The 25,381-nt window shown below is 44.2% G+C and carries 22 protein-coding genes; 18 read left to right on the top strand and 4 right to left on the bottom strand.

The annotated features are described in order from the left end of the window. Window positions 1-9 precede the first annotated feature (9 nt). The 4 genes from lgt to trxB all read left to right on the top strand — a co-directional run bounded on the left by lgt (window position 10) and on the right by trxB (window position 4,175). Complete coding sequence (gene lgt / locus FFM74_RS03190) at window positions 10-858, top strand: prolipoprotein diacylglyceryl transferase (protein WP_137625193.1); 849 nt, start codon at window positions 10-12, stop codon at window positions 856-858. Between the two features lie 17 nt (window positions 859-875). Continuing rightward, the gene (locus FFM74_RS03185) at window positions 876-1,892 is read left to right on the top strand and encodes an NAD(P)H-dependent glycerol-3-phosphate dehydrogenase (protein WP_137625192.1); all 1,017 of its coding nucleotides are present in this window, start codon (window positions 876-878) and stop codon (window positions 1,890-1,892) included. A gap of 38 nt (window positions 1,893-1,930) precedes the next feature. Further along, window positions 1,931-2,842 (top strand): UTP--glucose-1-phosphate uridylyltransferase GalU, encoded by a 912-nt coding sequence (galU, locus tag FFM74_RS03180; RefSeq protein ID WP_137625191.1) that lies wholly within the window; start codon window positions 1,931-1,933, stop codon window positions 2,840-2,842. 394 nt (window positions 2,843-3,236) lie between these two features. Next, entirely contained in the window at window positions 3,237-4,175 is a 939-nt protein-coding gene (gene trxB, locus FFM74_RS03175; protein WP_137625190.1) for a thioredoxin-disulfide reductase, read from the top strand. A gap of 146 nt (window positions 4,176-4,321) precedes the next feature. On the opposite strand, the gene FFM74_RS03170 is transcribed toward trxB, so the two are convergent. After that, window positions 4,322-5,671, bottom strand: a complete 1,350-nt coding sequence (locus tag FFM74_RS03170; RefSeq protein WP_171000645.1) for an aminotransferase-like domain-containing protein — start codon at window positions 5,669-5,671, stop codon at window positions 4,322-4,324. Between the two features lie 46 nt (window positions 5,672-5,717). On the opposite strand from FFM74_RS03170, the gene FFM74_RS03165 reads away from it, so the two are divergent. Next, the gene (locus FFM74_RS03165) at window positions 5,718-6,323 is read left to right on the top strand and encodes an FMN-dependent NADH-azoreductase (protein ID WP_137625188.1); all 606 of its coding nucleotides are present in this window, start codon (window positions 5,718-5,720) and stop codon (window positions 6,321-6,323) included. A gap of 23 nt (window positions 6,324-6,346) precedes the next feature. On the opposite strand, the gene FFM74_RS03160 is transcribed toward FFM74_RS03165, so the two are convergent. Together FFM74_RS03160 and FFM74_RS03155 are read right to left on the bottom strand one after the other, a co-directional pair. Next, complete coding sequence (locus FFM74_RS03160; RefSeq protein ID WP_137625187.1) at window positions 6,347-6,979, bottom strand: DUF421 domain-containing protein; 633 nt, start codon at window positions 6,977-6,979, stop codon at window positions 6,347-6,349. Next, entirely contained in the window at window positions 6,980-7,432 is a 453-nt protein-coding gene (locus tag FFM74_RS03155; RefSeq protein WP_137625186.1) for a DUF3290 family protein, read from the bottom strand. It abuts the gene before it with no gap. 219 nt (window positions 7,433-7,651) lie between these two features. On the opposite strand from FFM74_RS03155, the gene FFM74_RS03150 reads away from it, so the two are divergent. Beyond that, entirely contained in the window at window positions 7,652-9,379 is a 1,728-nt protein-coding gene (locus tag FFM74_RS03150) for a phospho-sugar mutase (RefSeq protein ID WP_137625185.1), read from the top strand. A gap of 110 nt (window positions 9,380-9,489) precedes the next feature. Here FFM74_RS03150 and FFM74_RS03145 read toward each other — a convergent pair whose 3' ends face one another. Further along, window positions 9,490-10,044: a M15 family metallopeptidase gene (locus FFM74_RS03145; RefSeq protein WP_137625184.1), complete on the bottom strand. Its 555-nt coding sequence runs from the start codon at window positions 10,042-10,044 to the stop codon at window positions 9,490-9,492. Window positions 10,045-10,214: 170 nt separating this feature from the next. Here FFM74_RS03145 and FFM74_RS03140 point away from each other — a divergent pair, with 170 nt between their 5' ends. From FFM74_RS03140 to whiA, 12 genes are all read left to right on the top strand, one after another. Further along, the gene (locus FFM74_RS03140) at window positions 10,215-11,411 is read left to right on the top strand and encodes an MFS transporter (RefSeq protein WP_137625183.1); all 1,197 of its coding nucleotides are present in this window, start codon (window positions 10,215-10,217) and stop codon (window positions 11,409-11,411) included. A 281-nt stretch (window positions 11,412-11,692) separates the two neighbouring features. Continuing rightward, a complete protein-coding gene (locus tag FFM74_RS03135) occupies window positions 11,693-12,340 on the top strand; it encodes a YfbR-like 5'-deoxynucleotidase (protein WP_137625182.1) in 648 nt (215 codons plus the stop codon). Between the two features lie 135 nt (window positions 12,341-12,475). Beyond that, window positions 12,476-14,479, top strand: a complete 2,004-nt coding sequence (uvrB, locus tag FFM74_RS03130; protein ID WP_137625181.1) for an excinuclease ABC subunit UvrB — start codon at window positions 12,476-12,478, stop codon at window positions 14,477-14,479. Between the two features lie 12 nt (window positions 14,480-14,491). Then, complete coding sequence (gene uvrA / locus FFM74_RS03125; protein WP_137625180.1) at window positions 14,492-17,347, top strand: excinuclease ABC subunit UvrA; 2,856 nt, start codon at window positions 14,492-14,494, stop codon at window positions 17,345-17,347. Between the two features lie 60 nt (window positions 17,348-17,407). Continuing rightward, window positions 17,408-17,884, top strand: coding sequence for an S-ribosylhomocysteine lyase (locus FFM74_RS03120; protein WP_137606249.1), 477 nt, complete (start codon window positions 17,408-17,410; stop codon window positions 17,882-17,884). Between the two features lie 293 nt (window positions 17,885-18,177). Next, on the top strand, window positions 18,178-19,413 hold the full coding sequence (locus FFM74_RS03115; RefSeq protein WP_137625179.1) for an argininosuccinate synthase: 1,236 nt from the start codon (window positions 18,178-18,180) through the stop codon (window positions 19,411-19,413). Next, window positions 19,413-20,819, top strand: coding sequence for an argininosuccinate lyase (gene argH / locus FFM74_RS03110; protein ID WP_137625178.1), 1,407 nt, complete (start codon window positions 19,413-19,415; stop codon window positions 20,817-20,819). Before FFM74_RS03115 ends, argH begins: the two co-directional genes overlap by 1 nt. A gap of 142 nt (window positions 20,820-20,961) precedes the next feature. Beyond that, window positions 20,962-21,288, top strand: coding sequence for a heavy metal-binding domain-containing protein (locus FFM74_RS03105; protein WP_137625177.1), 327 nt, complete (start codon window positions 20,962-20,964; stop codon window positions 21,286-21,288). 151 nt (window positions 21,289-21,439) lie between these two features. Then, window positions 21,440-21,976 carry an HdeD family acid-resistance protein gene (locus FFM74_RS03100; RefSeq protein ID WP_137625297.1) on the top strand — a complete coding sequence of 179 codons (537 nt, stop codon included), beginning with the start codon at window positions 21,440-21,442 and terminating at the stop codon, window positions 21,974-21,976. Window positions 21,977-22,107: 131 nt separating this feature from the next. Beyond that, the gene (gene rapZ / locus FFM74_RS03095) at window positions 22,108-22,992 is read left to right on the top strand and encodes an RNase adapter RapZ (RefSeq protein ID WP_137625176.1); all 885 of its coding nucleotides are present in this window, start codon (window positions 22,108-22,110) and stop codon (window positions 22,990-22,992) included. Continuing rightward, on the top strand, window positions 22,989-23,990 hold the full coding sequence (locus FFM74_RS03090; RefSeq protein ID WP_137625175.1) for a gluconeogenesis factor YvcK family protein: 1,002 nt from the start codon (window positions 22,989-22,991) through the stop codon (window positions 23,988-23,990). The genes rapZ and FFM74_RS03090 overlap by 4 nt, the downstream gene beginning before the upstream one ends. A 14-nt stretch (window positions 23,991-24,004) precedes the next feature. After that, window positions 24,005-24,937, top strand: coding sequence for a DNA-binding protein WhiA (gene whiA / locus FFM74_RS03085; protein ID WP_137625174.1), 933 nt, complete (start codon window positions 24,005-24,007; stop codon window positions 24,935-24,937). Window positions 24,938-25,381 lie beyond the last annotated feature (444 nt).

Below are 25,381 nucleotides of genomic sequence, written 5' to 3'. Positions count from 1 at the left end.
GGCAGCAGCGTGAAAACTGTCCTGGGGGCATTAAACCCAATCGCCTTGAGATTAGGGCCGATTGAGGTACATTGGTATGGGGTCATTATTGCAACGGCAGTAGTCATTGCAGTCGCTTTAGCTGTGCGTGAAGGCCGTCAACGCGGGATTCGTCCAGATGATATTTATGATATGATCCTATGGGCGTTGCCATTTACGTTGATTGCTGCGCGGACGTATTATGTCGCGTTTCAATGGTCATATTACAGTCAAAATCCCGGTGAAATCATCCGAATCTGGGATGGTGGGATTGCCATTTATGGGGGTCTAATTGGTGCAGCGATTGTCGTCTTGCTATTTTGTCGGCATCGGTTTATTCCAGTTTGGCTAATGCTAGATGTGGCCGCACCAACCGTCATTATGGGACAAGGGATTGGCCGTTGGGGGAACTTTATGAATCAGGAAGCTTTTGGGCGTGTCACAAGCCTAAGCTTTTTGCAAAGTCTGCATTTGCCACAATGGTTGATTACCCAAATGAACATTAACGGTGCTTATCGGCAGCCAACGTTCCTGTATGAATCTGTGTGGGACTTATTAGGCTTCGTGTTGTTGATGACAACACGGCATAGAAAAGGGCTTTACAAGCAGGGTGAGGTTTTCTTAACCTATGTTGCTTGGTATTCCTTTGGCCGATTTTTCACAGAAGGCATGCGGACTGATTCACTGATGCTATTTAATGTCATTAGAATTTCACAAGCGTTATCTGTGGTATTATTTGTTGGGAGTATCGGGCTGATTATTTGGCGCCGACGCCACCTGAACCAGAATCGGTGGTATCTTGATGGTTCTGGACAAAAAATTGCCACTGAAAATAAGTAGATAAGAGGTTTATTTGGATGACAGAAAAAATTGCTGTTTTAGGTGCTGGCTCATGGGGCAGTATCTTAGCGAACTTATTGGATGAAAATGGGAATGAAGTGCGGTTATGGTCAAACTCCGCAGCACAAGTTGCAGAATTAAATGATCAACACACCAATGAACGTTACGTCCATGATTTTCATTATTCCGAATCATTAACGGCCTATACGGACTTAGCAGCTGCTTTGGATGGGGTCGCAGCAATCTTGTTTGTTGTTCCAACCAAAGCAATTCGTTCTGTGGCACAACAAGTCACGACCGTTTTACAACAAAGTCAACAACGGCCAATTATTATTCATGCCAGTAAAGGGTTGGAATTGGAAACCCATAAGCGTTTGTCTCAAGTTTTAGCAGAAGAAATTCCAGCTGAATTGCGGCAAGCCATTGTGGTGCTTTCAGGACCAAGTCACGCTGAAGAAGTGGCCAAAAAAGATATTACGCTAATTACGGCTGCGAGTGCAGATGAAGCTGCTGCTAAATTGGTTCAAGACTTATTCATGAATGACTACTTCCGAATTTACACGAATCATGATGTTATCGGTGTTGAACTTGGTGCCGCCTTGAAAAATATCATTGCTTTGGGTGCCGGTGCTTTACACGGCCTCGGCTACGGTGATGATGCTAAGGCAGCACTGATGACGCGTGGACTTGCGGAAATTAGTCGTTTGGGTGTTGCTTTGGGCGCCGAACCATTAACTTTTATCGGGCTATCCGGCGTGGGCGATCTCATTGTGACCGCAACGAGTGTGCACTCACGTAACTGGCGTGCTGGTAACGAACTCGGTGCTGGTCAGGATTTGAAGACGGTGATTGAAACGATGGGGATGGTTATTGAAGGTATCCCATCAACCAAAGCCGCTTACGAACTCGCACAACAATATAATATTGAGATGCCAATTACGAGCGCAATCTATGATGTCTTGTATAATGGTGCCGATATTAAACAGGTTATTCCACAATTAATGCGTCGTGAGGGGAAACCTGAAATTCAATAGGTTATAATCAATTTCATTTTATTTAGGAGGATTATCATATGTCTAGAGTTAAAAAAGCAGTGATCCCTGCTGCTGGTTTAGGAACCCGTTTCTTACCTGCAACAAAAGCAATGCCAAAGGAAATGCTACCAATCGTTGACAAGCCAACCATCCAATTCATCGTGGATGAAGCACGCAAGTCTGGTATTGAAGATATTGTGATTGTGACTGGGAAGAGTAAGCGCAGCATTGAAGATTACTACGATTCTAACCCAGAACTAGAAGATAATTTGCGGGCTAAACATAAGGATGAAATGTTGAAGTTAGTTCAAGAAACAACTGACGTCAACTTATACTTTATCCGGCAATCACACCCTCGTGGCTTAGGCGATGCTGTATTGACCGCCAAGGCTTTCGTTGGTGACGAACCATTCGTTGTCATGTTAGGCGACGACTTAATGGAAGATAAAGTGCCGTTAACTAAACAATTGATGGATAGTTATGATAAGACCCATGCTTCGACTTTAGCGGTCATGAAAGTTCCTCATGAAGAAGTTTCGAAATATGGCGTCATTAATCCTGAAAGTGAAAAAGAACCTGGTTTATACAATGTGAATAACTTTGTTGAAAAGCCAAGTCCAGAAGATGCCCCTAGCGATTTGGCAATCATTGGTCGTTATTTATTAACACCAGAGATTTTTAATGTTTTGGAACATCAAAAGCCTGGTAAGGGTAATGAAATCCAATTAACAGATGCCATTGATACACTAAATAAGACCCAGCGCGTCTTTGCCCATGAATTTAAGGGGACTCGGCATGATGTTGGCTACAAGTTCGGTTACTTAAAGACAACGATTGAATATGGTCTCGAACATCCAGATGTTAAGGATGATTTACGTGCCTATATTAAAGATCTTGGCGCTAAGTTGACCAAAGCTGATGCAAGTACAGCTAAGAAGAACACTAAATAAATGAGTGATAAAACGTTGTAGCTGAAAGTTGGTTATGACGTTTTTTAGTCGGATACGAGTTGAAATCCGCTAGTAATGACTGTTATGTCAATTATCAGCCATTCAGATTAGTTAACAGTTACCGCCTCTGCTTGTAACTGATAGCGTGCGGTCGTGGGCTTGCTTCAAGCTAGAACTGTCCTTTCACCTTTTTTTAGTTCAGTCTGATGGCGTGAACAACGTCACAATGGCTGTAGCGGCGACGAGCCAGCCATTGCTGGATCCAAATTTTGAATGATGGGCTTGCACCTCAAAACAAGCCTTTTCGGTTGTGTACAAACAACTTAGTCGACAAATGTAAATTTTGGGGGTATATTAAGCCACATAGTATTTTTAGTGGAAGGGGTCTTTTGAAATGGCAAAGAGTTACGACGTGATTATTATTGGTGCTGGTCCTGCTGGGATGACAGCGGCCCTCTATGCTTCACGGGCCAACTTATCAGTGTTACTGTTAGATCGCGGTATCTACGGTGGCCAAATGAATAATACCGCCGCAATCGAAAACTATCCTGGTTTTAAATCAATTTTAGGACCAGATTTAGCGAAGGACATGTATGAGTCTGCAACCCAGTTTGGGGCAGAATATGCTTACGGGAGTGTCGAATCGGTTGAGGATCAAGGCGATGTTAAGATCGTTAAGACTGATTCGGACACGTTTGAAACCAAAGCCCTCGTGATTGGCACTGGTTCTGAATATCGGAAACTAGGCGTGCCTGGTGAAGATACTTATGGTGGCCGTGGGGTTTCATACTGTGCCGTCTGTGATGGGGCTTTTTTCCGTAACAAGCATGTCGTTGTCATTGGCGGTGGCGATTCTGCCATTGAAGAAGGTAGCTATTTGACCCAATTAGCTGATAAAGTGACGGTGATTCATCGTCGTGATCAACTACGGGCACAACAAATTCTCCAAGATCGGGCATTTGCCAACGAAAAAATGGACTTTGTGTGGAATAGCAACGTGACTGAGATTGTTGGTGATGGTAAAAAGGTCACTGGCGTTAAAGTGAACAATAATAAAACCGGCGAAAGCAGCGAAATTGCCGTAGATGGTGTCTTCATCTATGTCGGGATCAACCCAATCACCAAACCATTTATGAATTTGGGTATTACGGATGAAAATGGTTGGATTGAGACCAATGACCATATGGAAACTAAGGTTCCTGGTATTTTTGCGATTGGTGATGTGCGTAAGAAAGACTTACGCCAAGTCGCGACCGCTGTCGGCGAAGGTGGAACTGCTGGACAACAAGTCTACAGTTATATCACTGCCTTAGGTGACAAGGTTAAAAATTAAATGTAATTCGACTGATTAAATAAAGACGCACTTGTTTTTCCAATTTGGAAAGCAAGTGCGTCTTTATTTTGTTGAAATTGGTCCCATCCTTAATTCTGAATTGGCCCTTGGGATTATACGTCAACCTTGTAAAATAGGACTTGTTCTTAAGGCTGCCAACAGCGGTACAACTGGTCAATCCCACTGTCAATCTGGTTGTCATCGACTTGGCGAAAGCTAAGTACGATACTTGGAAATGGCTCAAGCTGATTTAGCCAGCAACGGTCAGGGTTGACGATGCCAATGCCAGCTTGAGTCGCTTGTGCAATCAAGGCGATGACACTCGTGGTTGGGGCTGGCGTTAGTTGAAAGGGGATAAACGTTCCGGCAGTTGTTCCCATTGGGGTGAGCGTTGGTCCAAAGACGTCATCGACTTTACTGATTAAGTGTTGGCGGCGGTTGCGATAAACGATGGTGAGTTGCCGCATAAAGCGCTCTAAGTCGCCGCTAGCAATTAAATGGCCTAAAATTTGCTGTTGCCATTGAGAATTACGGTTAGGCAAGCGGCCGTATTTGGCTTGATAGTCGGCAACCAAATGACTGGGAATGACTAAAAATCCCATGCATAACGCGGCACCGAGGGTATCATCATAGTTACTGTAGTAAAAGCCGTGGTCAGCCAAATCATTAAAAAGTGCTGGTTGGGGTTGACCACTGTAATCCAAGGTGGCATCCGTGTCGAGTTCGATGACGTAACGTTGATGACGCCGAGCCCAGCTGGCGAAGGCTTGCCTTTCAGCCTGATTAAGCCCACTGCCGGTTGGAAAATTATGGGTTGGCGCAAGTAAGTAACCACCAGCTACTGGTTGCTCAGTTGTTGGCGTAAACGGTATTGTTGGGACTTGGAGTCGTTGCCAGACAGTACGCGCATTTGGTGCAATCGGATTTTGTACGGCTAACTTGTCAGTCTTTAAGGCTGGCACTAAATTGGCAATGATTCCGGCCGCTTCATTAAAACCACTTGTAATGATAATTTGTGCTGGAGAGACGTTTAGTCCCTTGAGTCGGGCTAAAAAGTGGGTCAATTGTTGGCGATAAGCCAAGTCACCATTTGCAGGTTGAATGTGAGGTAAGCCTTGAAACATGACTGCTTGCTCGGCGGCGCGCCAGGCCTGTTTTGGGAATAAGCGCAAGTTATCGTAGCTCTCAGTAAAGTCGACTTTAAATGCGGGTGAGATTTTTGGAATCTGATCCGTTAAAGGCCGTCCGGTCAAGTAAGGCAGTTGGTGACTGACGCGATAGCCGGCGCCGGGCTGACTAATTAAGTAACCTTCCGCGACCAAGTCTTGATAAGCATGGTCGACCGTATTTCGGCTCAATTTGAGTTGTTGTGCCAGAAAACGGGTACTGGCAAGACGTTGTCCCGGTTGACGAACGCCGGTCTCAATTTCAGCCCGTAGTTGGCGATACAGTTGATGATAGATCTGTTCAGGACTATCTCGTTGAATCGTTAACAAGCAACCATCTCCAATGACGTGATAAATTTGAAAGGAAGTTCATCCTATGAAAATTTTAGTAATTAATGCCCATCCTGATTTTATGAATCCTGCTCGTACCATTAATCAATTGCAGAGCCATGCCCTGACGACGATTCGGCAGTTAGCGCCGCACGCGACCGTGGCACAAGTCACCCTTTATGATCCGCAAACTGATTTACCGCGAGTGACGGCGACCAGCTTAAACCAGCCAGAAACAGTCGTTGCCCAACAAAATCGTCTGATTGATCAGTGGCAAGCTGCCGATTTGATTATGATCATGATGCCCCTGCACAATTTTAATGTGGTCAGTAAACTTAAAGATTATATTGATAATATTTTTATTGCCAATAAGACTTTTAAATATACGGCGACGGGGTCAATTGGGTTACTAGATGGTCATCAAAAGGTCGTCTACGTGCAATCAAGTGGCAGTGATTATGAACACGATTTGCGCTACGTTGCGGCTGACATCGCCCCATACTACTTACGCACGATTTTAAATCTGATGGGCATTCCCAAAATGACAGTGATTCGGGCCCAGGGACTGGATTTGACGGGGGCAGATCGACCGGCAATTGTTGCGCAGGCAAAACAAACGCTAACCGCCTATTTAGCCGCTAATTTAGAATAAGTTCGCAAAAAATTGCTAACTTTTTAGTGTTGATAAGGAAATAGTAATAATTGCTTATTCGTATAAGTTGCCAAGTAAATATCACTGATGGCATAGTTCTTGGCGTCCAATTGTGACTGCAGCCAATTGAGATCGTGATCACTTGTTTCGAGCGCATCCGCATTCAACTGTCCATCTACGATAATCGGGTATTTGATCGCATCATCGCCAACTTGGGTAATGGTCAATTGGCCATTTTGTTCTAACACGGTCCGTTTCACAAAACGAATATCAGTAATGCCCTCAGTTCGTAATCGAAAGGCGAGGTCGTTAGCGCTCATGCCATTCTTTAGCGCGGTGGCAACTAACAATTCACCATTTTTGATTAACAGCTGTGGCTTGCCGTCAATCAGTTGCTTAATATAATGATTGTGATGTGTTAAAAATCGCAGGATTAAGACTAGCAAGGTCCAAATGAGCAGCACTAAAATGTATTGTAATACCGTCACAGTAGTGCTGTAAATCATGCCACCAACGATGGCACCGAGAACATAATTTTGAACTTGATCCAGGGCACTAATGGGGGCGAGATTGCTTTTACCTGAGAGATTGATTTGCAAAATAATCGTCAATAAGCCTAAAGCTAACTTAATTGAAACCGTCCAATATGAAAACATCTAATTCCCCCTTTTAACGTAGTTGAGTCGTGCATTAATAGTGGTGGCTTTAGTTAAAGTATAACTATTACCATCGGGATTAACGGTGACGTTGTAAATTTGAGCTTTGACTTTGATTAGCATGCCGCTGCTGACAGTCGCCGTATTTGACCAGACTTGTTGTCGTGGCACGTCTTTTTCTTGGGCGACGCGCTGCATAATTTGAGTAACTTGAGATTTCTGTGAAAAACGCGATTGCAAACTTTGCCATTCGTTGACTTGAATGCCAACGAGTAATAATAGCAGCAAGACCATAATAATGACCAAATCACGGTATTTGAGGTCAGTTTTGTGACGATACCAGAGCCAACTAACAGCCGCAATGATAAGAATAATAATACTAATCGCTGCGAGCTGAAATAGGACATGATTGCTATTTTGATGCGTTAAATAATCGTATGAATAAAAAGTCATGATAACCTCCTTAATTAAGATAATTATACCAAGTTTGATGAGTGACTTAACCAATTAAGCGTCCCAAAATTGACACGCAACTCCTTGAAGCAAGGCTAGATGTGAATAATAACTGCTTGTTCTAACGGGATTTTTAGCGAATTTTAGACTACGACCGGCGCGCATGTTGTATACTGTTTTTGTAAGCACTAACAACAATATGAATTGGGGATGGTCTACTTGAGTTGGAAAGACACCTATGCGACTTGGAAAAACCAAGCAACACTTGAAACAAGCCTTAAACAAGAATTAATTGCCAGCGCCGGTGACGACGCGACGTTAGAAGATGCATTTTATCAACCAATGGAATTTGGGACGGCCGGAATGCGTGGCGTGCTCGGACCTGGTATTAACCGAATGAATATCTATACGGTTCGGCAAGCTACCGAAGGCCTCGCCATTTTTATGGATACGCTCCCTGCTGAGGTTAAAGAACGTGGGGTCGCGATTAGTTTTGACTCACGCCATCATTCAGAAGACTTTGCGCATGAATCTGCGCGGGTTTTAGGTGAACACGGTATCAAGTCATTTGTATTTGAAAGTTTACGGCCGACGCCTGAATTATCCTTTACTGTGCGGCATTTACACACCTATGCGGGGATTATGATTACTGCTAGCCATAACCCTAAACAATATAATGGTTATAAGATTTATGGTGAAGATGGCGGTCAAATGCCACCAAAGGAATCTGATTTAATTACGTCTTATATTCGCAAAGTAACGGATTTGTTTGCCATTAAAGTGGCTGATGAAGACCAACTACTCACGACTAAAACGATGACGATTATTGGCGATGATGTCGACCAAGCTTATTTGGCTAAAGTTAAAACGGTCAATATCAATCAAAAGTTGATTGATGAAGTTGGGAAAGACATGAAGCTCGTTTTCACGCCATTGCATGGGACTGGCCGGATGTTAGGCGAAAAAGCCTTGCGTAATGCTGGCTTTAAAAACTTTTCGGTCGTTAAAGAACAAGCCGTCGCTGATCCTGAATTTTCGACGGTCAAGTTTCCTAACCCTGAATTTCCAGAAGCCTTCAAAATGGCGATTGATTTAGGCAAAAAGGAAGGCGCGGATGTTTTAATTGCCGTTGATCCTGATGCTGATCGCTTAGGAACTGCGGTGCGGCAACCAAATGGGGACTATGTGTTATTGACTGGGAACCAAATTGCGGCCGTCTTGTTGCATTATATTTTACAAGCCAACCAGGATGCCGGCACCTTGCCAGCTAATGCAGCGGCAGTTAAGTCGATTGTTTCCAGTGAATTTGCAACCAAGGTCGCGGCATCATACAATGTCGAGATGATCAATGTGTTGACTGGGTTCAAGTACATTGCTGAACAGATTGAACACTTCGAAGAAACCGGCGAACACACTTACATGTTTGGTTTCGAGGAAAGCTATGGTTACTTGATCAAGCCATTCGTCCATGATAAAGATGCAATTCAAACAACCGTCTTGCTGGCAGAAGTTGCCGCTTATTACAAGCAACAAGGCAAGAACCTTTATGATGGGTTACAAGACTTGTTTGCAGAGTATGGCTATTTCCGCGAAAAGACGACTTCCGAAGAATTCGATGGTGTTGGTGGCGGCGATAAAATCAAAGCGCTGATGACAAAATTCCGGAATGAAGCGCCAGTGGACTTTGCTGGGAATAAAGTTGTTTCAACTGAAGACTTTTCGTCACAAACGGAAACTTTTGCTGACGGTCATACGGCACCAATTGCGTTACCAACAGCGAACGTATTGAAGTATAAACTAGCTGATGGGACGTGGATTGCGATTCGCCCATCTGGGACAGAACCTAAGATCAAGTTCTACATTGGGACTTTGGGCGATAGTTTGGCTGAAGCTAACACGAAGCTTGATCAGTTTGACCAAGCGATTCAAGCATTTATCAAAGAATAAACGGCAAGTTAAAAGCGATACGCTGAAAAGTGAGCGTATCGCTTTTAGGCCAATTTAAAATAGCGCCACGATGACTGGATTAAACCTTGTCATCGTGGCGCTATTGTCGATTAATAATCATTAGGATTTGCGGCTAATGGCTGATAGCTGTCCATATCCGCATCACGGTAATCCCACCACTCATTTTCGTAGCCGATGAAGCCAGCATTGCACATCGCGGTGTTCAAAATTTGATAGTAATGGTCTTGGGCCACAGTTCTTGGCGCGTCACGATGGGCCGATGGACTGAAATCGTCGAAGGCGGTCGGCATCGTGCACTCGTGACCAGTGAGATCGGTTAAGGTTAAGTCTAAGGTGACCCCCTTTTGATGACTGAAATTAGGATTGGGCTTAGCGACAAATTCAGGATCGGGATAAACGTCAAAGAGGCGTTTTTGCGCGCTCACCGGCCGATAAGCATCCCAGATCTTTAAACGGTAACCTTGTTTTGCCAAGGCCTGACTAGCGTTGGCCAGTTTTTGAGCGGTACCCGTGCGAACGATGGCAGTGGTGAAATCATAAATAATCTGGTGAGTAAAGTTATGAGTCGTAGCGTAACGTAAGTCAACAATAATTGTTGGTGAGAGCTTTTGCACATTTGTGAAACCGGTTAATTCAGGACGCATTTCGTTGAACCTCCAATGTTGTCATTAGCGCTATTGTACGCAATTTTACGGCTTTTGTCTGCTGAGATGAATTCCATCAATTGATACGGTTATAAAAGTGGACAATTATTATGATTGCTTGTTATGATGTACGTTATTGTGTCAAAAATACTCTCCGAGGTGAAGCTGTCATGACTCGTCAAACGAAACGTGCCATTTTTATATTAGTTTTTAGTGAATTTTTAGTCTGTTTGGGAATCAGTTTAGTGATTCCGGTCATGCCATTTATTAAAAATGAACTCCACTTAACGGCAACTGATATGGGAATTATGAACGCCTTATTTGCGTTGGCCCAGTTTGTGGCCTCGCCAATTATCGGGCGGGTCTCAGACCGCATTGGACGTAAGCCAGTGTTAACCGCCGGATTATTCTTGTATATGGTTTCGGAATTCTTATTTGCACTAACGAATCACCTCTGGATGTTTAATATTTCGCGGCTGATCGGTGGTTTGTCGGCTGCCATGGTTGTGCCAACCGCGATGGCATTAGCCTCGGATATTACGACCAAACGGCAACGTGCTAAGGTCATTGGTTGGTTATCAGCGGCGTTCAGTGGTGGCTTAATTCTAGGCCCGGGGATTGGTGGAATTTTGGCCGGAATCAGTTATAAAACGCCATTTTGGGTGGCCGGAACCTTGGGCCTGGTCTCCGCCATTGTCTTGATCAGCCTGTTACCAAGTGATGCCGAGACCTTGGCGAAAACTGATTTGGCGGCTGAGGCAACGACTGAGCCAGCCCACCATCCGATGACGCGGGCTTTCTGGACGGTGCCAATCATCATCCTGTTTACGATGATTCTGGTCTCGTCATTTGGGCTACAAGGATTTGAAAGTATCTACAGTATTTATGTGAACGAAGTCTTCCACTTTAGCCTGAACAACATTGCGTTAGTGTTAACGTTAAATGGGCTAATTTCACTATTTTTGCAAGTCGCCTTATTTGATACGTTTGTGCAACGTTTCGGTGAACGGCGGGTGATTCGAGTCTGTTTTGCGTCAGCGGCAGTTTGTACGATTTGGATTACGCAAGCTCATGCCAAATTGGAAGTTATGATTGCGACACTCGTGATTTTCTCGGCATTCGATTTGTTGCGTCCGGCAATTACCACGTTACTGACCAAAGCTAGTGAGTCCAATCAAGGGCTGATCAATGGGTTAAACATGTCTTTAACGAGTGTCGGGAATATTGTTGGGCCAATCATGTCTGGCATGTTACTGGATATGAACACTCACTATCCATATATTGTGGTCTCAGTTTTCTTGATTGTGTCCTATTTGATGGCGTTTATGTTACGGGACCCGAGAAAACCTGCCAAGCTTGGGCGGTAGTGAGCCGCTGATCTGAATCGTTGCCAAAATGAGTTTGTGATCGGAGTCTGGGACAACATCCCAGATTCTGTTTGCAGCTCCGAATATTTATAGTCGAAACGTGGAACAAAAGGCACAGATGCAACAGAGCTACGGAAATCGAACGATTGAAAAACCCAATCATTCGGTTTCCTATGCTATGCTCGGTAGCAACCCGCCTTTTGCCCCACTCTTTTGTTGCTCAAAAGCACGCCTTTTGTTACACTTAGGCCAATTTAATAGCGTGCGGGAAGGTGATTGAAATGGGAATGCATCAATATTTACAAAGCTTGAGTAACTTAGAAACGATTCAACGGGCGCCAGGATTTTTTAAGTATCAAAATCACTCGGTGGCGGCCCACTCATTTAAAGTCGCGGAAATTGCGCAGTTTTTAGGTGACGTGGAAGAAAATGCTGGGCATCAAGTTGACTGGCGGTCATTGTATGAAAAGTCGTTGAATCATGATTATAACGAACGCTTCATTGGCGATATTAAAACGCCAGTCAAATATGCAACGGCGACGCTGCGGGAAATGTTGGCGGATGTGGAACACAAATTGTCACAAAACTTTGTTCAAAATGAAATTCCAGCTGAGTTTCAGGCGGCGTATTCACGGCGCTTGTCTGAAGGTAAAGATGCGACTTTAGAAGGTCAAATTTTATCTGTCGCGGATAAGGTCGATTTGTTATATGAGTCATTTGGTGAAATTCAAAAAGGTAATCCGGAACCCGTTTTTACGGATATTTATCAGGAGAGTTTGAAGACTGTCGTGTCGTTCAAGCAACTCAGTAGTGTCCAATATTTCTTGAAATCGGTCCTACCTGAAATGTTAGCAGAATCGTTCACGAACCAAGATAAGCTGCAGGCCTTGACAACCCAAATTTTGGCGGCAAACACGCAATCCAATTAATAGCGAAAGTATGTTCGATGTGCTAAAATAAATAGCGATTTGTAATTGATAGGGAAGCGGGTGCTTGCCTATTTTTTATGCCGCTCAGTGCGGTGACGGCTAATAAAATTAAACGCTTTAAAGGAGGAGTCGCTTTTGATTGATCGAGTTGATGATAATAAGTTTGACCTAGTTTCGGACTATCAGCCAACGGGGGACCAACCCCAGGCTATTCAGAAGTTAACTGCGGGCCTAGATGCCGGCGAAAAGGAACAAATTTTGCTGGGGGCCACGGGGACCGGGAAAACTTTCACAATTTCTAATGTGATTGCGCAAGAGAATCGACCAACGTTGATTTTGTCGCACAACAAGACGTTAGCGGGCCAATTGTATGGTGAATTTAAGAAGTTTTTCCCGAACAACGCGGTGGAATACTTTGTCAGTTACTATGATTATTATCAACCCGAAGCCTATGTGCCTTCGAGCGATACGTATATTGAAAAGGACTCCGCCATCAATGATGAAATTGATAAGTTACGGCATTCGGCTACCAGTTCATTGCTCGAACGCAATGATGTGATTGTGGTTGCGTCAGTTTCAAGTATTTTCGGTTTAGGGGATCCGCATGAATATAAAGACCACGTGGTGTCATTACGGGTCGGCATGGAAATTCCGCGAGACGATCTGTTACGAAAATTAGTCGATATTCAATTTGACCGTAACGATATTGATTTCCAACGGGGCCGTTTTCGTGTTCATGGCGACGTGGTTGAGATTTTCCCCGCATCACGCGATGATCATGCGTTACGGGTTGAATTTTTTGGTGATGAAATTGATCGGATTCGTGAAATCGACGCCTTGACTGGTGAAATTGTTGCCGATCGGGATCATGTCGCAATTTTCCCGGCGACCCACTTTATGACGAATGATGCCATCATGGAGCATGCCATCAACGGGATTGAAGATGAGATGACCAACCGTTTGAAGGAACTTGATGATGATGGTAAATTACTTGAAGCGCAGCGCCTAAAACAACGGACGACCTATGACATCGAAATGTTACGTGAAATGGGTTATACCAGTGGGATTGAAAATTACTCGCGGTTTATGGATGGGCGTAAGCCTGGTGAGCCGCCTTATACCTTGCTGGATTTCTTCCCGAAAGACTTTTTAATGGTTGTCGATGAATCGCATGTGACCATGCCGCAAGTTCGGGGCATGTATAATGGTGACCGAGCGCGGAAACAGATGTTGGTTGATTATGGGTTCCGATTGCCATCGGCCCTAGATAACCGACCATTAAAGCTCGAAGAAGTGGAACAACACATTAATCAAGTTGTTTATATGTCCGCGACACCTGGACCATACGAAATGGACCGGACTAAGCATGTCGTTCAACAAATTATTCGGCCGACTGGCTTGTTGGACCCAACGATCGAAGTTCGGCCAATTATGGGCCAAATTGATGATCTCGTTGGCGAGATTAATAAGCGCATTGATCTTGATGAACGGGTCTTTATTACGACTTTAACGAAAAAAATGTCCGAAGATTTAACGGATTATTTGAAAGATTTAGGCATCAAGGTGGCTTATCTTCACAGTGATATTAAGACTTTGGAACGAACGAAGATTATTCGTGATTTGCGTTTGGGCAAATACGACGTTTTAGTTGGGATCAACCTCTTACGTGAAGGGATTGACGTTCCCGAGGTTTCCTTAGTTGCGATTTTGGATGCAGATAAGGAAGGTTTTTTGCGGAATGAACGGTCATTGATTCAAACGATCGGGCGTGCGGCGCGAAATGAAAATGGCGCGGTCATCATGTATGCGGATTCGACAACTGAATCCATGCAGGCCGCGATTGATGAAACTGCGCGTCGGCGTCGAATTCAGGAAAAATACAATGAAGATCATCATATTACGCCAAAGACAATTAAAAAGGCGATTCCAGACTTAATTGCGTCGACTAAGAATACGGCGGATGCGGGCAAGAAGGATGACTTCTTGGAAACTGATTTCGATGACATGACGCACGAACAACAATTAGATTTAATTAGTAAACTTGAAGAGCAAATGAAGACAGCGGCGAAGAAGCTTGACTTCGAACAGGCCGCAACCTTACGGGATACCGTAATGGAATTGAAAGCACAGATCAGCTAGGAGGTCCTTTTTTTGGCAAACGATAAAATCGTCATCCACGGCGCCCGCGCCCATAATTTAAAGAATATTGATGTCACGATTCCCCGCGATAAATTGGTGGTCGTGACTGGGTTGTCTGGCTCTGGTAAGAGTTCATTGGCCTTTGATACCCTCTATGCAGAAGGCCAACGGCGCTACGTTGAGAGTTTATCGGCGTATGCGCGGCAATTTTTAGGCCAAATGCAAAAGCCCGATGTTGATTCAATTGACGGACTCAGTCCCGCTATTTCAATTGATCAGAAAACGACTTCAAAGAACCCACGGTCAACTGTCGGCACCGTCACTGAAATTAATGACTATTTGCGGTTGTTATGGGCACGAGTTGGTAATCCGATCTGTCCAAATGATGGGACGCCAATTGCGAGCCAGACGGTTGAGCAAATGGTCGATCGCGTGCAAAAGTTGCCAGAACGGACAAAACTGCAAATCTTGTCACCAATTGTGCGTGAGAAGAAGGGCGAACATAAGAAGATTTTTGAAAAGATCAAACGAGAAGGCTTCGTCCGGATTCGGGTTGATGGTGAAACCCATGACATCAGTGAAAACCTTGAATTGAATAAAAATCAGAAGCATACGATTCAAATTGTGATTGACCGGATTGTGGTCAAACCTGGGGATCGCTCACGGCTCTTTGATTCTTTTGAAGCCGCATTGCGTCTAAGTGGCGGTTATGCGATTGCGGACGTGATTGGGGCCGACCCCATTCTGTTTTCTGAACATTACGCCTGTCCAGTTTGTGGCTTTACTGTGGGCGAACTTGAACCACGGCTATTCTCATTCAACGCCCCCCAAGGCGCTTGCCCAGATTGTGAAGGGTTGGGCGTGAAGTTGGAAGTTGATGAAGACTTAGTCGTGCCCGATAAGAGCTTGACCTTGGGTGAAGGGGCCTTAGCACCTTGGAATCCAATCAGTTCGCAATACTACCCAGAAATGTTAAAACAGGCTTGTGAACAGCTTGATATTCCAATGGATGTGCCCTTTGAGGACTTGTCGAAAGCGGATCAACAGACCGTGTTGTATGGTTCCAATGGCAAGCAATTCCATTTTCATTATCAAAATGACTTTGGCGGTGTTCGTGATGTGGATGCCATTTTTGAAGGGGTCATCAATAATGTTGATCGACGCTACCGTGAAACTAGCAGTGATTTCACGCGCGATGTGATGCGCAAATACATGACTGAGTTGACTTGTCAAACTTGTCACGGCTTCCGTTTGAACCGTAAAGCCTTATCAGTTAAGGTCGGTGGCGAACATATCGGAACGGTTTCTGACGAAGCGATTGGCGATGAACTGGCCTTCTTTGAAGGGCTCAAGTTATCTGAACAAGCGTTGGTCATTGCGAAGCCGATTTTAAAGGAAATTCGTGATCGGTTGACCTTTTTACAAAACGTTGGTTTGGCTTATTTGACGTTGAGTCGTGCAGCACGAACACTATCTGGTGGGGAAGCGCAACGGATTCGATTAGCAACCCAAATTGGCTCTAATCTATCTGGTGTACTCTATATTTTGGATGAACCATCCATTGGGTTACATCAACGGGATAATGACCGCTTAATTAGTTCCCTCAAAAAGATGCGTGATCTTGGGAATACGTTAATCGTTGTTGAACATGACGAAGATACGATGCGCGCCGCGGACTACATCATTGATATTGGTCCCGGTGCTGGTGAAAATGGTGGTGAAGTCATGGCCGCCGGAACGCCAAAACAAGTCGCGCGGTCACGCAAGTCACTGACTGGGCAATATCTCGCCGGCAAGAAGTTCATTCCAGTGCCAACGAAACGTCGGACTGGCAATGGCAAGAAGATTCGGATTACCGGTGCTGCCGAAAATAACTTGAAACAAATTGATGTTGATTTTCCATTAGGGGAATTTGTAGTGGTCACAGGAGTCTCCGGCTCCGGCAAGTCAACCTTAGTCAATGATATTTTGAAGCGGGCGTTAGCACAAAAATTAAACAACAATTCTGAGAAACCCGGGAAATACAAGTCGATCAGTGGCGTGAAAAATATTGAACGGCTAGTGAATATTGACCAAAGTCCAATTGGGCGGACACCACGAAGTAATCCGGCGACGTATACAGGGGTTTTCGACAATATTCGGGACCTCTTTGCGCAAACGAATGAGGCCAAACTGCGTGGGTATCAAAAAGGTCGCTTCAGCTTTAACATCAAGGGTGGACGCTGTGAAGCGTGTCACGGCGATGGTATTTTGAAGATTGAAATGAACTTTTTACCAGACGTCTTTGTACCTTGTGAAGTTTGTCATGGACAACAGTATAATTCGGAAACCTTGGAAGTTGAATACAAAGGTAAAAATATTGCGGACGTGCTCAAAATGACGGCTTCCGAAGCGGTGAAGTTCTTCGAACCGATTCCTAAAATTCGGCGGAAATTGCAAACGTTAGTTGATGTTGGCTTAGGTTACGTCAAGCTTGGTCAACCAGCGACGACACTATCTGGTGGGGAAGCCCAACGGATGAAGTTGGCTTCTGAATTGCACAAGCAACAGTCTGGTAAGAATTTCTATATTTTGGATGAACCAACGACTGGGTTGCATACCGAAGATATTCGTCGACTCATTGGTGTGCTGGAACGTTTAGTGGATGCCGGCAATACGGTCCTGATTATTGAACATAACTTGGATGTGGTAAAATCAGCCGATCATTTGATTGATCTCGGACCAGAGGGCGGTGCCGGTGGCGGGACGGTCATTGCGACTGGCACGCCGGAAGAAATCGCGGCCGTGTCGGAGAGTTATACGGGGCAATACTTGAAACCGGTACTCGAACGCGATAAGGCTCGTGAAGCAGCACTGACTGCCAAATAGTTCTTAGATTGTGCTACACTAAGCATGTTATGAGAATTTAAATAGAGGAGTGTTTTAGATATGGCTAAAGTTGAAAGTTTTACATTAGATCATACGAAAGTTTTAGCACCATACGTGCGTAAAATCACCGTTGAACATGGCGAAAAGGGCGATGCCATCACCAATTTTGATTTGCGGTTGGTTCAACCTAACAAGACGGCGATTGATACCGCTGGCTTACACACGATTGAACATATGTTAGCTGGGCTATTGCGTGACCGGATGAGTGGCGTGATTGACTGCTCACCATTTGGTTGCCGGACCGGGTTTCATTTGATCACATGGGGTGAACACAGCACTGAAGAAGTTGCTAAAGCTTTGAAGTCCTCATTAGAATTCATTGCGGGTCCCGCTGAATGGAAAGACGTTCAAGGAACGACCATCGACAGTTGTGGGAACTACAAAGACCATTCGTTGTTCTCAGCGAAAGAATGGGCTAAATTGATTTTGTCACAAGGAATTTCATCAGATCCATTTGTGCGCAAGGTCGTTGAATAAGTTAATTTTTGCCAACAGAGAAGTCTTCGTCAGCTTGATGCTGAATGAGGGCTTCTTTTTTATTGTCTGAGGAATCATTTTGAGCTGTAATCAACGCTGAAGAATCGGGTAACCATACGGGAAAAATGAGATGGTTAATACATAATTAAATGAATAAATGTATAAAAATGCACTAAAATACTGAATATTTCAAATATATCGAATATTTTATAATAATTGTTGCATAAAGTTAAATCTGGTGGTACGATACTGTCATTGAGAAATAAGACATAAATTTTTGGAGGTACAACTCAATGGTCAAACAAAATGATAAAATTATTCTCGCTTATTCAGGTGGACTCGATACGTCAGTCGCAATTAGTTGGTTGAAGGACAAAGGTTATGATGTCGTTGCTTGCTGTATTGATGTTGGTGAAGGCAAAGACATGGCGGCGATTAAGGATAAGGCGATTCAGTTAGGGGCCGTTTCATCATACATGATCGACGCCAAGCAAGAATTTGCTGAAGAATATGCGTTGATTGCCTTACAAGGCCACACCTTGTATGAAGGTGAATACCCATTGGTTTCAGCGCTATCTCGTCCTTTGATTGCGAAGAAGTTAGTCACCTTAGCTAAAAAAGAACATGCCGTTGCTATTGCGCATGGTTGTACTGGTAAAGGTAATGACCAAGTTCGTTTCGAAGTGGCCATCCATGCCTTGGCACCTGATATTAAAATCGAAGCCCCAGTCCGTGACTGGCATTGGTCACGTGAAGAAGAAATTGATTACGCTAAGAAACACAATATTCCCGTTCCAATCAATTTAGACAGCCCATACTCAATTGATGAAAATCTTTGGGGTCGGGCTAACGAATGTGGTATTTTGGAAGATCCTTGGGAAGGTGCCCCTGCCGATGCCTTTGATCGGACCAAAGCTTTAGCTGATACACCAGACAAGCCAACTGTACTCGAAATTACTTTCGATGCTGGTGTGCCAGTTGCCTTAGATGGCGAAACCATGAACTTAGCTGATTTAATCGTGAAATTGGATAAAATTGCTGGTGAACATGGCATTGGCCGGATTGACCATATTGAAAATCGGTTAGTCGGGATCAAGTCGCGTGAAGTCTACGAAGCTCCTGCTGCAACGGTGTTACTCAAAGCCCATAAAGATTTGGAAGATTTAACCTTTGAACGTGAATTAGCACATTTCAAGCCAATTATCGAACAAAAGTTAGCCGATACGATTTATAACGGCCTCTGGTTCTCACCATTGATGGATGCCATGATGGCCTTTCTGAAAGAAACGCAACAAGTTGTGAATGGTGTGGTTCGGGTGCAATTATTCAAAGGCAATGTCATTACTGAAGGTCGGAAGTCACCAAACTCACTCTATGACAAGAATTTAGCGACTTATACCGCTGCCGATGAATTTGATCAACAAGCGGCAGTCGGCTTTATCAAGTTGTGGGGGCTACCAACGCAAGTTAACGCGCAGGTTCAGGCTAAGGCCCAAGCTGAAGCAAAAGCGACCAAGGAACACGCCTAATGAGTACCAAAAAACTCTGGGGCGGCCGGTTTACGGAAACTGGCGCCAAGTATGTCGATGACTTCGGGGCATCAATCGGTTTTGACCAGTTACTGGCAGCCGAAGATATTGCCGGATCGTTGGCACACGTTAAGATGCTCAAGAAAACCGGCATTTTGGCTGCAACTGATGTTGACCAAATTGTGGCTGGACTGGAAAAGTTAGCCCAACAGTTGCAAAATGGGGAGCTCGAATTTTCGACGGTCAATGAAGATATTCATATGAATATTGAATCATTATTGACGGAAGAAATCGGACCGGTCGCTGGTAAATTGCATACCGCACGTTCCCGCAATGATCAAGTCGCGACGGATTTTCATTTATACATGAAGCATCAGTTACCGAAAATTTTAGATCGGCTACATGATTTGGAAGCAGTGCTCGTGGAAAAAGCGAGTGAAAATGTGGAAACGATTATGCCAGGTTATACGCATTTGCAACATGCCCAACCAATTTCGTACGGTCATTATTTGCTGGCCTATTATCAGATGTTTAAGCGGGATATGGAACGTTTCGAGTTCAATATGAAACACACCGATATTTCACCATTGGGAGCCGCAGCCTTGGCTGGGACGACTTTCCCAATTGATCGCGAGTATAGTGCGAAATTGCTCGGTTTCAGTGACGTTTATCACAATAGTTTGGATGCGGTGTCTGATCGAGATTTCGTCTTAGAATTCTTAAGCAATGCGTCAATTTTGATGATGCATCTCTCACGCTTCTGCGAAGAAATCGTTTCTTGGAGCAGTTACGAATTTAAGTATTTGAGCCTGAGCGATCAATTTTCGACCGGTAGTTCAATTATGCCGCAGAAAAAGAATCCTGATATGGCTGAATTGATTCGGGGTAAGTCTGGCCGGGTTTATGGTAACTTGATGGGATTATTGACCGTCATGAAAGCCATTCCGCTCGCCTACAATAAAGATTTGCAAGAGGATAAAGAAGGCGCCTTTGACACCGTGAACACGATTTTAACGAGTCTACATGTGTTCACTGGTATGCTGGCGACCTTAACCGTTAATGAAGACCGGATGGCAAACGCCACCACCAATGATTTCTCAAATGCGACCGAATTAGCTGATTATTTGGCTAACAAAGGTATTCCGTTCCGTGAAGCCCATGCGATTGTGGGAAAGCTGGTCTTAGATGGTTTGAAAAAGAATCGGCCACTGCAAGATATTCCGTTAGCGGAATACAAGAAAATTTCACCGTTGATCGACGAAGACGTCTATCATGATTTAGATGCCAAAGTTGCGGTTGAACGGCGTCATTCCCTAGGTGGCACTGGTTTTGATCAAATCAAGGCGGAACTCAAACGAGCGACTGCGCAGCTAGCACAGTACCAATCGCTTGATCGTAACAACTAAACTTTGTTTATCAATTTGACCATTGATAGCGAAAAGGCCTGAGAATTTTTCTCGGGTCTTTTCATTTTTGCTGAAAATAAATGGAAACGATTGCAACTAAACGTTATTACCGGTATATTTAAAGCACTGAGGAGGGATTTTTATGACCAAAATGTTAGTCACAACAACTGAACAAATTCCCGGGCAAGCTTATGAAATTATTGGTGAAGTTTTTGGGGTAACCACCCAATCAAAGAATGTTTTTCGTAATATCGGTGCCTCAATGAAAAATATTGTTGGTGGCGAAGTGAAGGATTACACCAAAATGTTAGATGAAGCGCGTGAAGCCGCGGTTGATCGGTTACGGACCAATGCGATTGAACTTGGGGCGGATGCCGTTGTCATGATGCGGTTTGATTCTGGGTCAATTGGGACAGATATTCAATCCGTCGCGGCGTACGGCACTGCTGTAAAGTTCAAAGAAGTTTAAGCAAAATCATTTCGACGTCACGCTAGTTCAGGGTGTCTGATTTTATTGGTTGGCGCCCTAAAGTGGGTTTAGTCGCAGCTATCCCAAGAATTGGAAACTCTTTCATGAACTGGTATGATGGAACTAAAGAATATTGGAGATGTTAAGTCATATGTTTAATGATCATCGTTGGGGCTTTGACTGGACTGAATTCATGACAGGGATCGTGTTCCTGATTGCGGCCTATTTTGTCATGAAGCAGCCTAAAGCCGCGTTACTTAGTTTGGTTTTCTTATTTGCCATTGCTGCAATTATTAGTGGGATTACTACGATTGGTGGTTATACCAAGTTACGACGTGAGACCGGATTACGAGCCAATTTTGCGTTAGTCTTCGCCGTTATCGACATTTTAGTTGGGCTGTTATTTTTATTTCACTCGCCAACCGGTATCGTTGTCTTAGGTTACGTCTTTGCGTTCTGGTTCTTAATTGATTCAATAGAACGCTTGGTGGTGGTCTCACACTTACGCGTATTCGGGATGGGCTACTATGTCTTTTCCATGATTTTAGATATTTTGAGTTTAGCCATTGGGATTATGTTGATTTTCAATCCGATGGTTGCAGCATTCTCATTTAACCTTTTAGTCAGTGTTTACTTTGCCATTTTTGGGATCAACGCAATTTTAATTGCCTTTGCCCGACGTAATTAAGTGATTGTAAGTAGCGGTTAGGACCAGCAATGGCACTAACCGCTTTATACTACCAATAACCGGGGGCGAGAGTAGCAGTGACACGCCCGGTATGTTATACTACCAACAATATGAACCAAAGGAGCAGTGCTATGGCAGATTCATTACAATTAGTCATCGTCTCTGGGATGAGCGGCGCTGGTAAAACAGTTGCTGTCCAGAGTTTTGAAGATTTAGGTTATTTTTGTATTGATAATATGCCGCCCGCCTTGTTACCCAAGTTTTCTGAATTAGTGGAAGAATCCGGGAAAATTGAAAAGGTGGCGCTGGTGATTGATTTACGATCACGGGCGTTTTACGACGAAATTATTGATATGTTGGCAAATTTGGATAATACCGATTTTGTTTCAACACAGATTCTCTTTTTGGATGCTTCCAACGAGGAGTTAGTTTCTCGATATAAGGAAACGAGACGTTCTCATCCTTTAGCGATGGAAGGTCGAATCATGGATGGTGTCCGCAAAGAACGTGAATTATTAGGACCGTTAAAAGATCGGGCCTCGTATGTCATTGATACCACGACGTTGACGCCACGAGAACTGCGAGAGTCGATTTTTGATAAATTTGAAACGAGTGCGGATGAAACTTTCCATATTGAAGTTTTATCATTCGGTTTCAAATACGGCTTGCCTATTGATGCGGATATCGTGATGGATGTTCGTTTCTTACCAAATCCGTATTATATTCCAGAATTAAAACATCAGACGGGGCTGGATAAGCCCGTCTATGATTATGTGATGCAACAACCCGCGACTGAAAAGTTCTATCAACAATTCCTTGGGATGCTAGAGAGTATCATGCCAGGATATGAAGCCGAGGGCAAAACTAGTTTGACGATTGCGATAGGTTGTACTGGTGGGCAACACCGTTCCGTTGCGTTAACGAAGCGCATTGGTGAAGCCTTGGGTCAAGATTATAAGGTGCACATCAGTCATCGTGATATCGAAAAGCGGAAGGAAACAGTTAACCGTTCATGAGAAAATATACGTTTAAGACCCAGCGGCCCAAGATTGTGGTGATTGGTGGGGGAACTGGTTTGCCAGTTGTCCTAAACGGCTTGCGGAAGCAGGCGGTGGATATCACTGCAGTCGTGACAGTGGCCGATGATGGGGGTTCCTCAGGCATTATTCGAAACTATGTCAATGTCGTGCCACCTGGTGACATTCGAAATGTAATGGTGGCATTGTCCAATTTACCAAACATTTACAAAGATATTTTCCAGTATCGCTTCCAAGGTGATGACCAATTTTTTGCTGGTCATGCGATTGGCAACCTTATTATTGCCGCTTTGACTGAAATGAAGTCAGGGGTCTTTGATGCGGTCCAAGAATTGTCGCATATGATGCAAGTTGAGGGGCACGTCTATCCGGCTGCTAATGAAGCCTTGACGTTACATGGTCGCTTTAAAGATGGGTCTGAACTAGTAGGTGAGGCGGAAATTACTGCCGCGCATAAGTCATTAGATCGTGTCTGGGTCACGGATAAAGCTGGCAATAAGCCAGCAGCGGTGCAGCCAGTGATTGATGCCATCATGCAAGCGGACCAAATTGTGTTAGGACCCGGGAGCTTATTTACAAGTATTTTACCGAACTTGACGATTGATAATATTGGTCGAGCCGTCTGCGCAACCGATGCGGAAGTGGTCTATATTTGTAATATCATGACGCAAAAAGGTGAAACCGATAATTTCTCGGATGCCGACCATGTTCGGGTGCTAAACCGACATTTAGGCGAGGCGTTTATTAATACAGTGCTCGTTAACACTGAAAAAGTCCCTGATGACTATATGGACTTTCATAAATTTAACGAAGTTTCCCGCCAAGTCAGTCATGACTTTCGTGGGCTACGAGATCAAGGTTGCAAGGTGATCTCGGCTAATTTCTTGAAATTACGAGACAATGGGGCTTTCCATGATGGTGACCAAGTTGTGACGGAACTCATGAATTTAGTCGGTCACTCCGATGTTTTAAGATAGGAGGACGCTAATAGATGTCATACGCCAGTGAAGTTAAAAAAGAACTAACCAACCTCGCTGTCCATCGCGAGAATGCGAAGGCCGAACTGATGGCCTTGATTCGAATGAATGGGGCGATTAGCTTATCTAATCACCATTTTATTTTGAATATTCAGACCGAAAACCCGGCCATCGCGCGGCGTATCTACCGGTTATTGAAACAATTTTATGACGTGGCAAGTGAGTTAATCGTGCGCCGCAAAATGAAGTTGAACAAAAATAACTTGTATATTGTGCGCCTGAAAACCGGGACAGATATGGTTTTAGAAGATTTGGGGATTTTAAAAGATTTTCAAATCGTTGAAGTTGCGCCAACGGAAGTATTAACTGATGATGGTGCCGTGCGCTCATATTTAAGAGGCGCGTTTTTAGCCGGTGGCTCGGTGAATAATCCTGAAACCTCGCGTTATCATTTGGAAATTTATTCACTGTATGAAGAGCATAACCGCATGATTTCTGAAATGATGAACAAGTATGGCCTGAATTCGCGAACGACGGATCGTCGTGGTGGCTTCATCACCTACATCAAGGAAGCTGAAAAAATTGCGGACTTTTTGTCATTGATTGGTGCGACGACCGGGATGTTGAAGTTCGAAGATGTCCGCATTATGCGCGACATGCGAAATTCGGTGAACCGATTAGTGAACTGTGAAAATGCCAATATGGATAAAGTGGCGAATGCCTCAAGTCAACAGATTGAAAACATCATGTTGATTGATTCAACGGTTGGCTTGAAACAATTACCAATCAAGTTACAAGAAGTGGCGATTGCACGGCTTGAACACCGAGAAGTCAGTTTGAAAGAATTAGGAACTTTGGTGCCAGGTGGTCCGATTTCGAAGTCTGGGATTAATCACCGACTGCGAAAGATCAATCAGTTTGCCGCGCAGTTACAAAAAGATGCGTAAAAGGTTATTCGATTTATGATAAAGACTAAAGGTTAACAGATGAAGTTCACGAGTAAGCGCCATCGTGTCAATAACTAGCTCTTACAGGTTAATTAGTAGCTGTTGGCACTGATAACATGCGGTCGTGGGACCGGTCCAAGCCAAGCACGTCTTGGACCTCGCCCGGAATCCTTGCAAAAAACGCAAGTGTTCCGGACCGTCCGTGGGTTAACGTCGGCAAAACTAGCCGATGTAACGCCACCTTCACGACCGATGTTATCAGTCAGTCCCAACTTCTAGCTATTGAATTAGTGGAGACGGTAGAACGCTCAATGTGAGTCTAGTTCACGAGCCTTTTTGTGCTTGCAACCTTTAGATAGAAATAAAAGGCTCTTTGTCAACTGTTGTTGGTAATCAGCTATCATTAGCGCCCAGCCGCCCCGTGGCTGGGCGCTTTCTGTACAC

The organism is Lactiplantibacillus pingfangensis, assembly GCF_005404945.1.
Classification (GTDB): domain Bacteria; phylum Bacillota; class Bacilli; order Lactobacillales; family Lactobacillaceae; genus Lactiplantibacillus; species Lactiplantibacillus pingfangensis.
The sequence above is the reverse complement of the archived record's forward strand: the minus strand, read 5'-3'. Positions and strand labels throughout refer to the sequence as shown.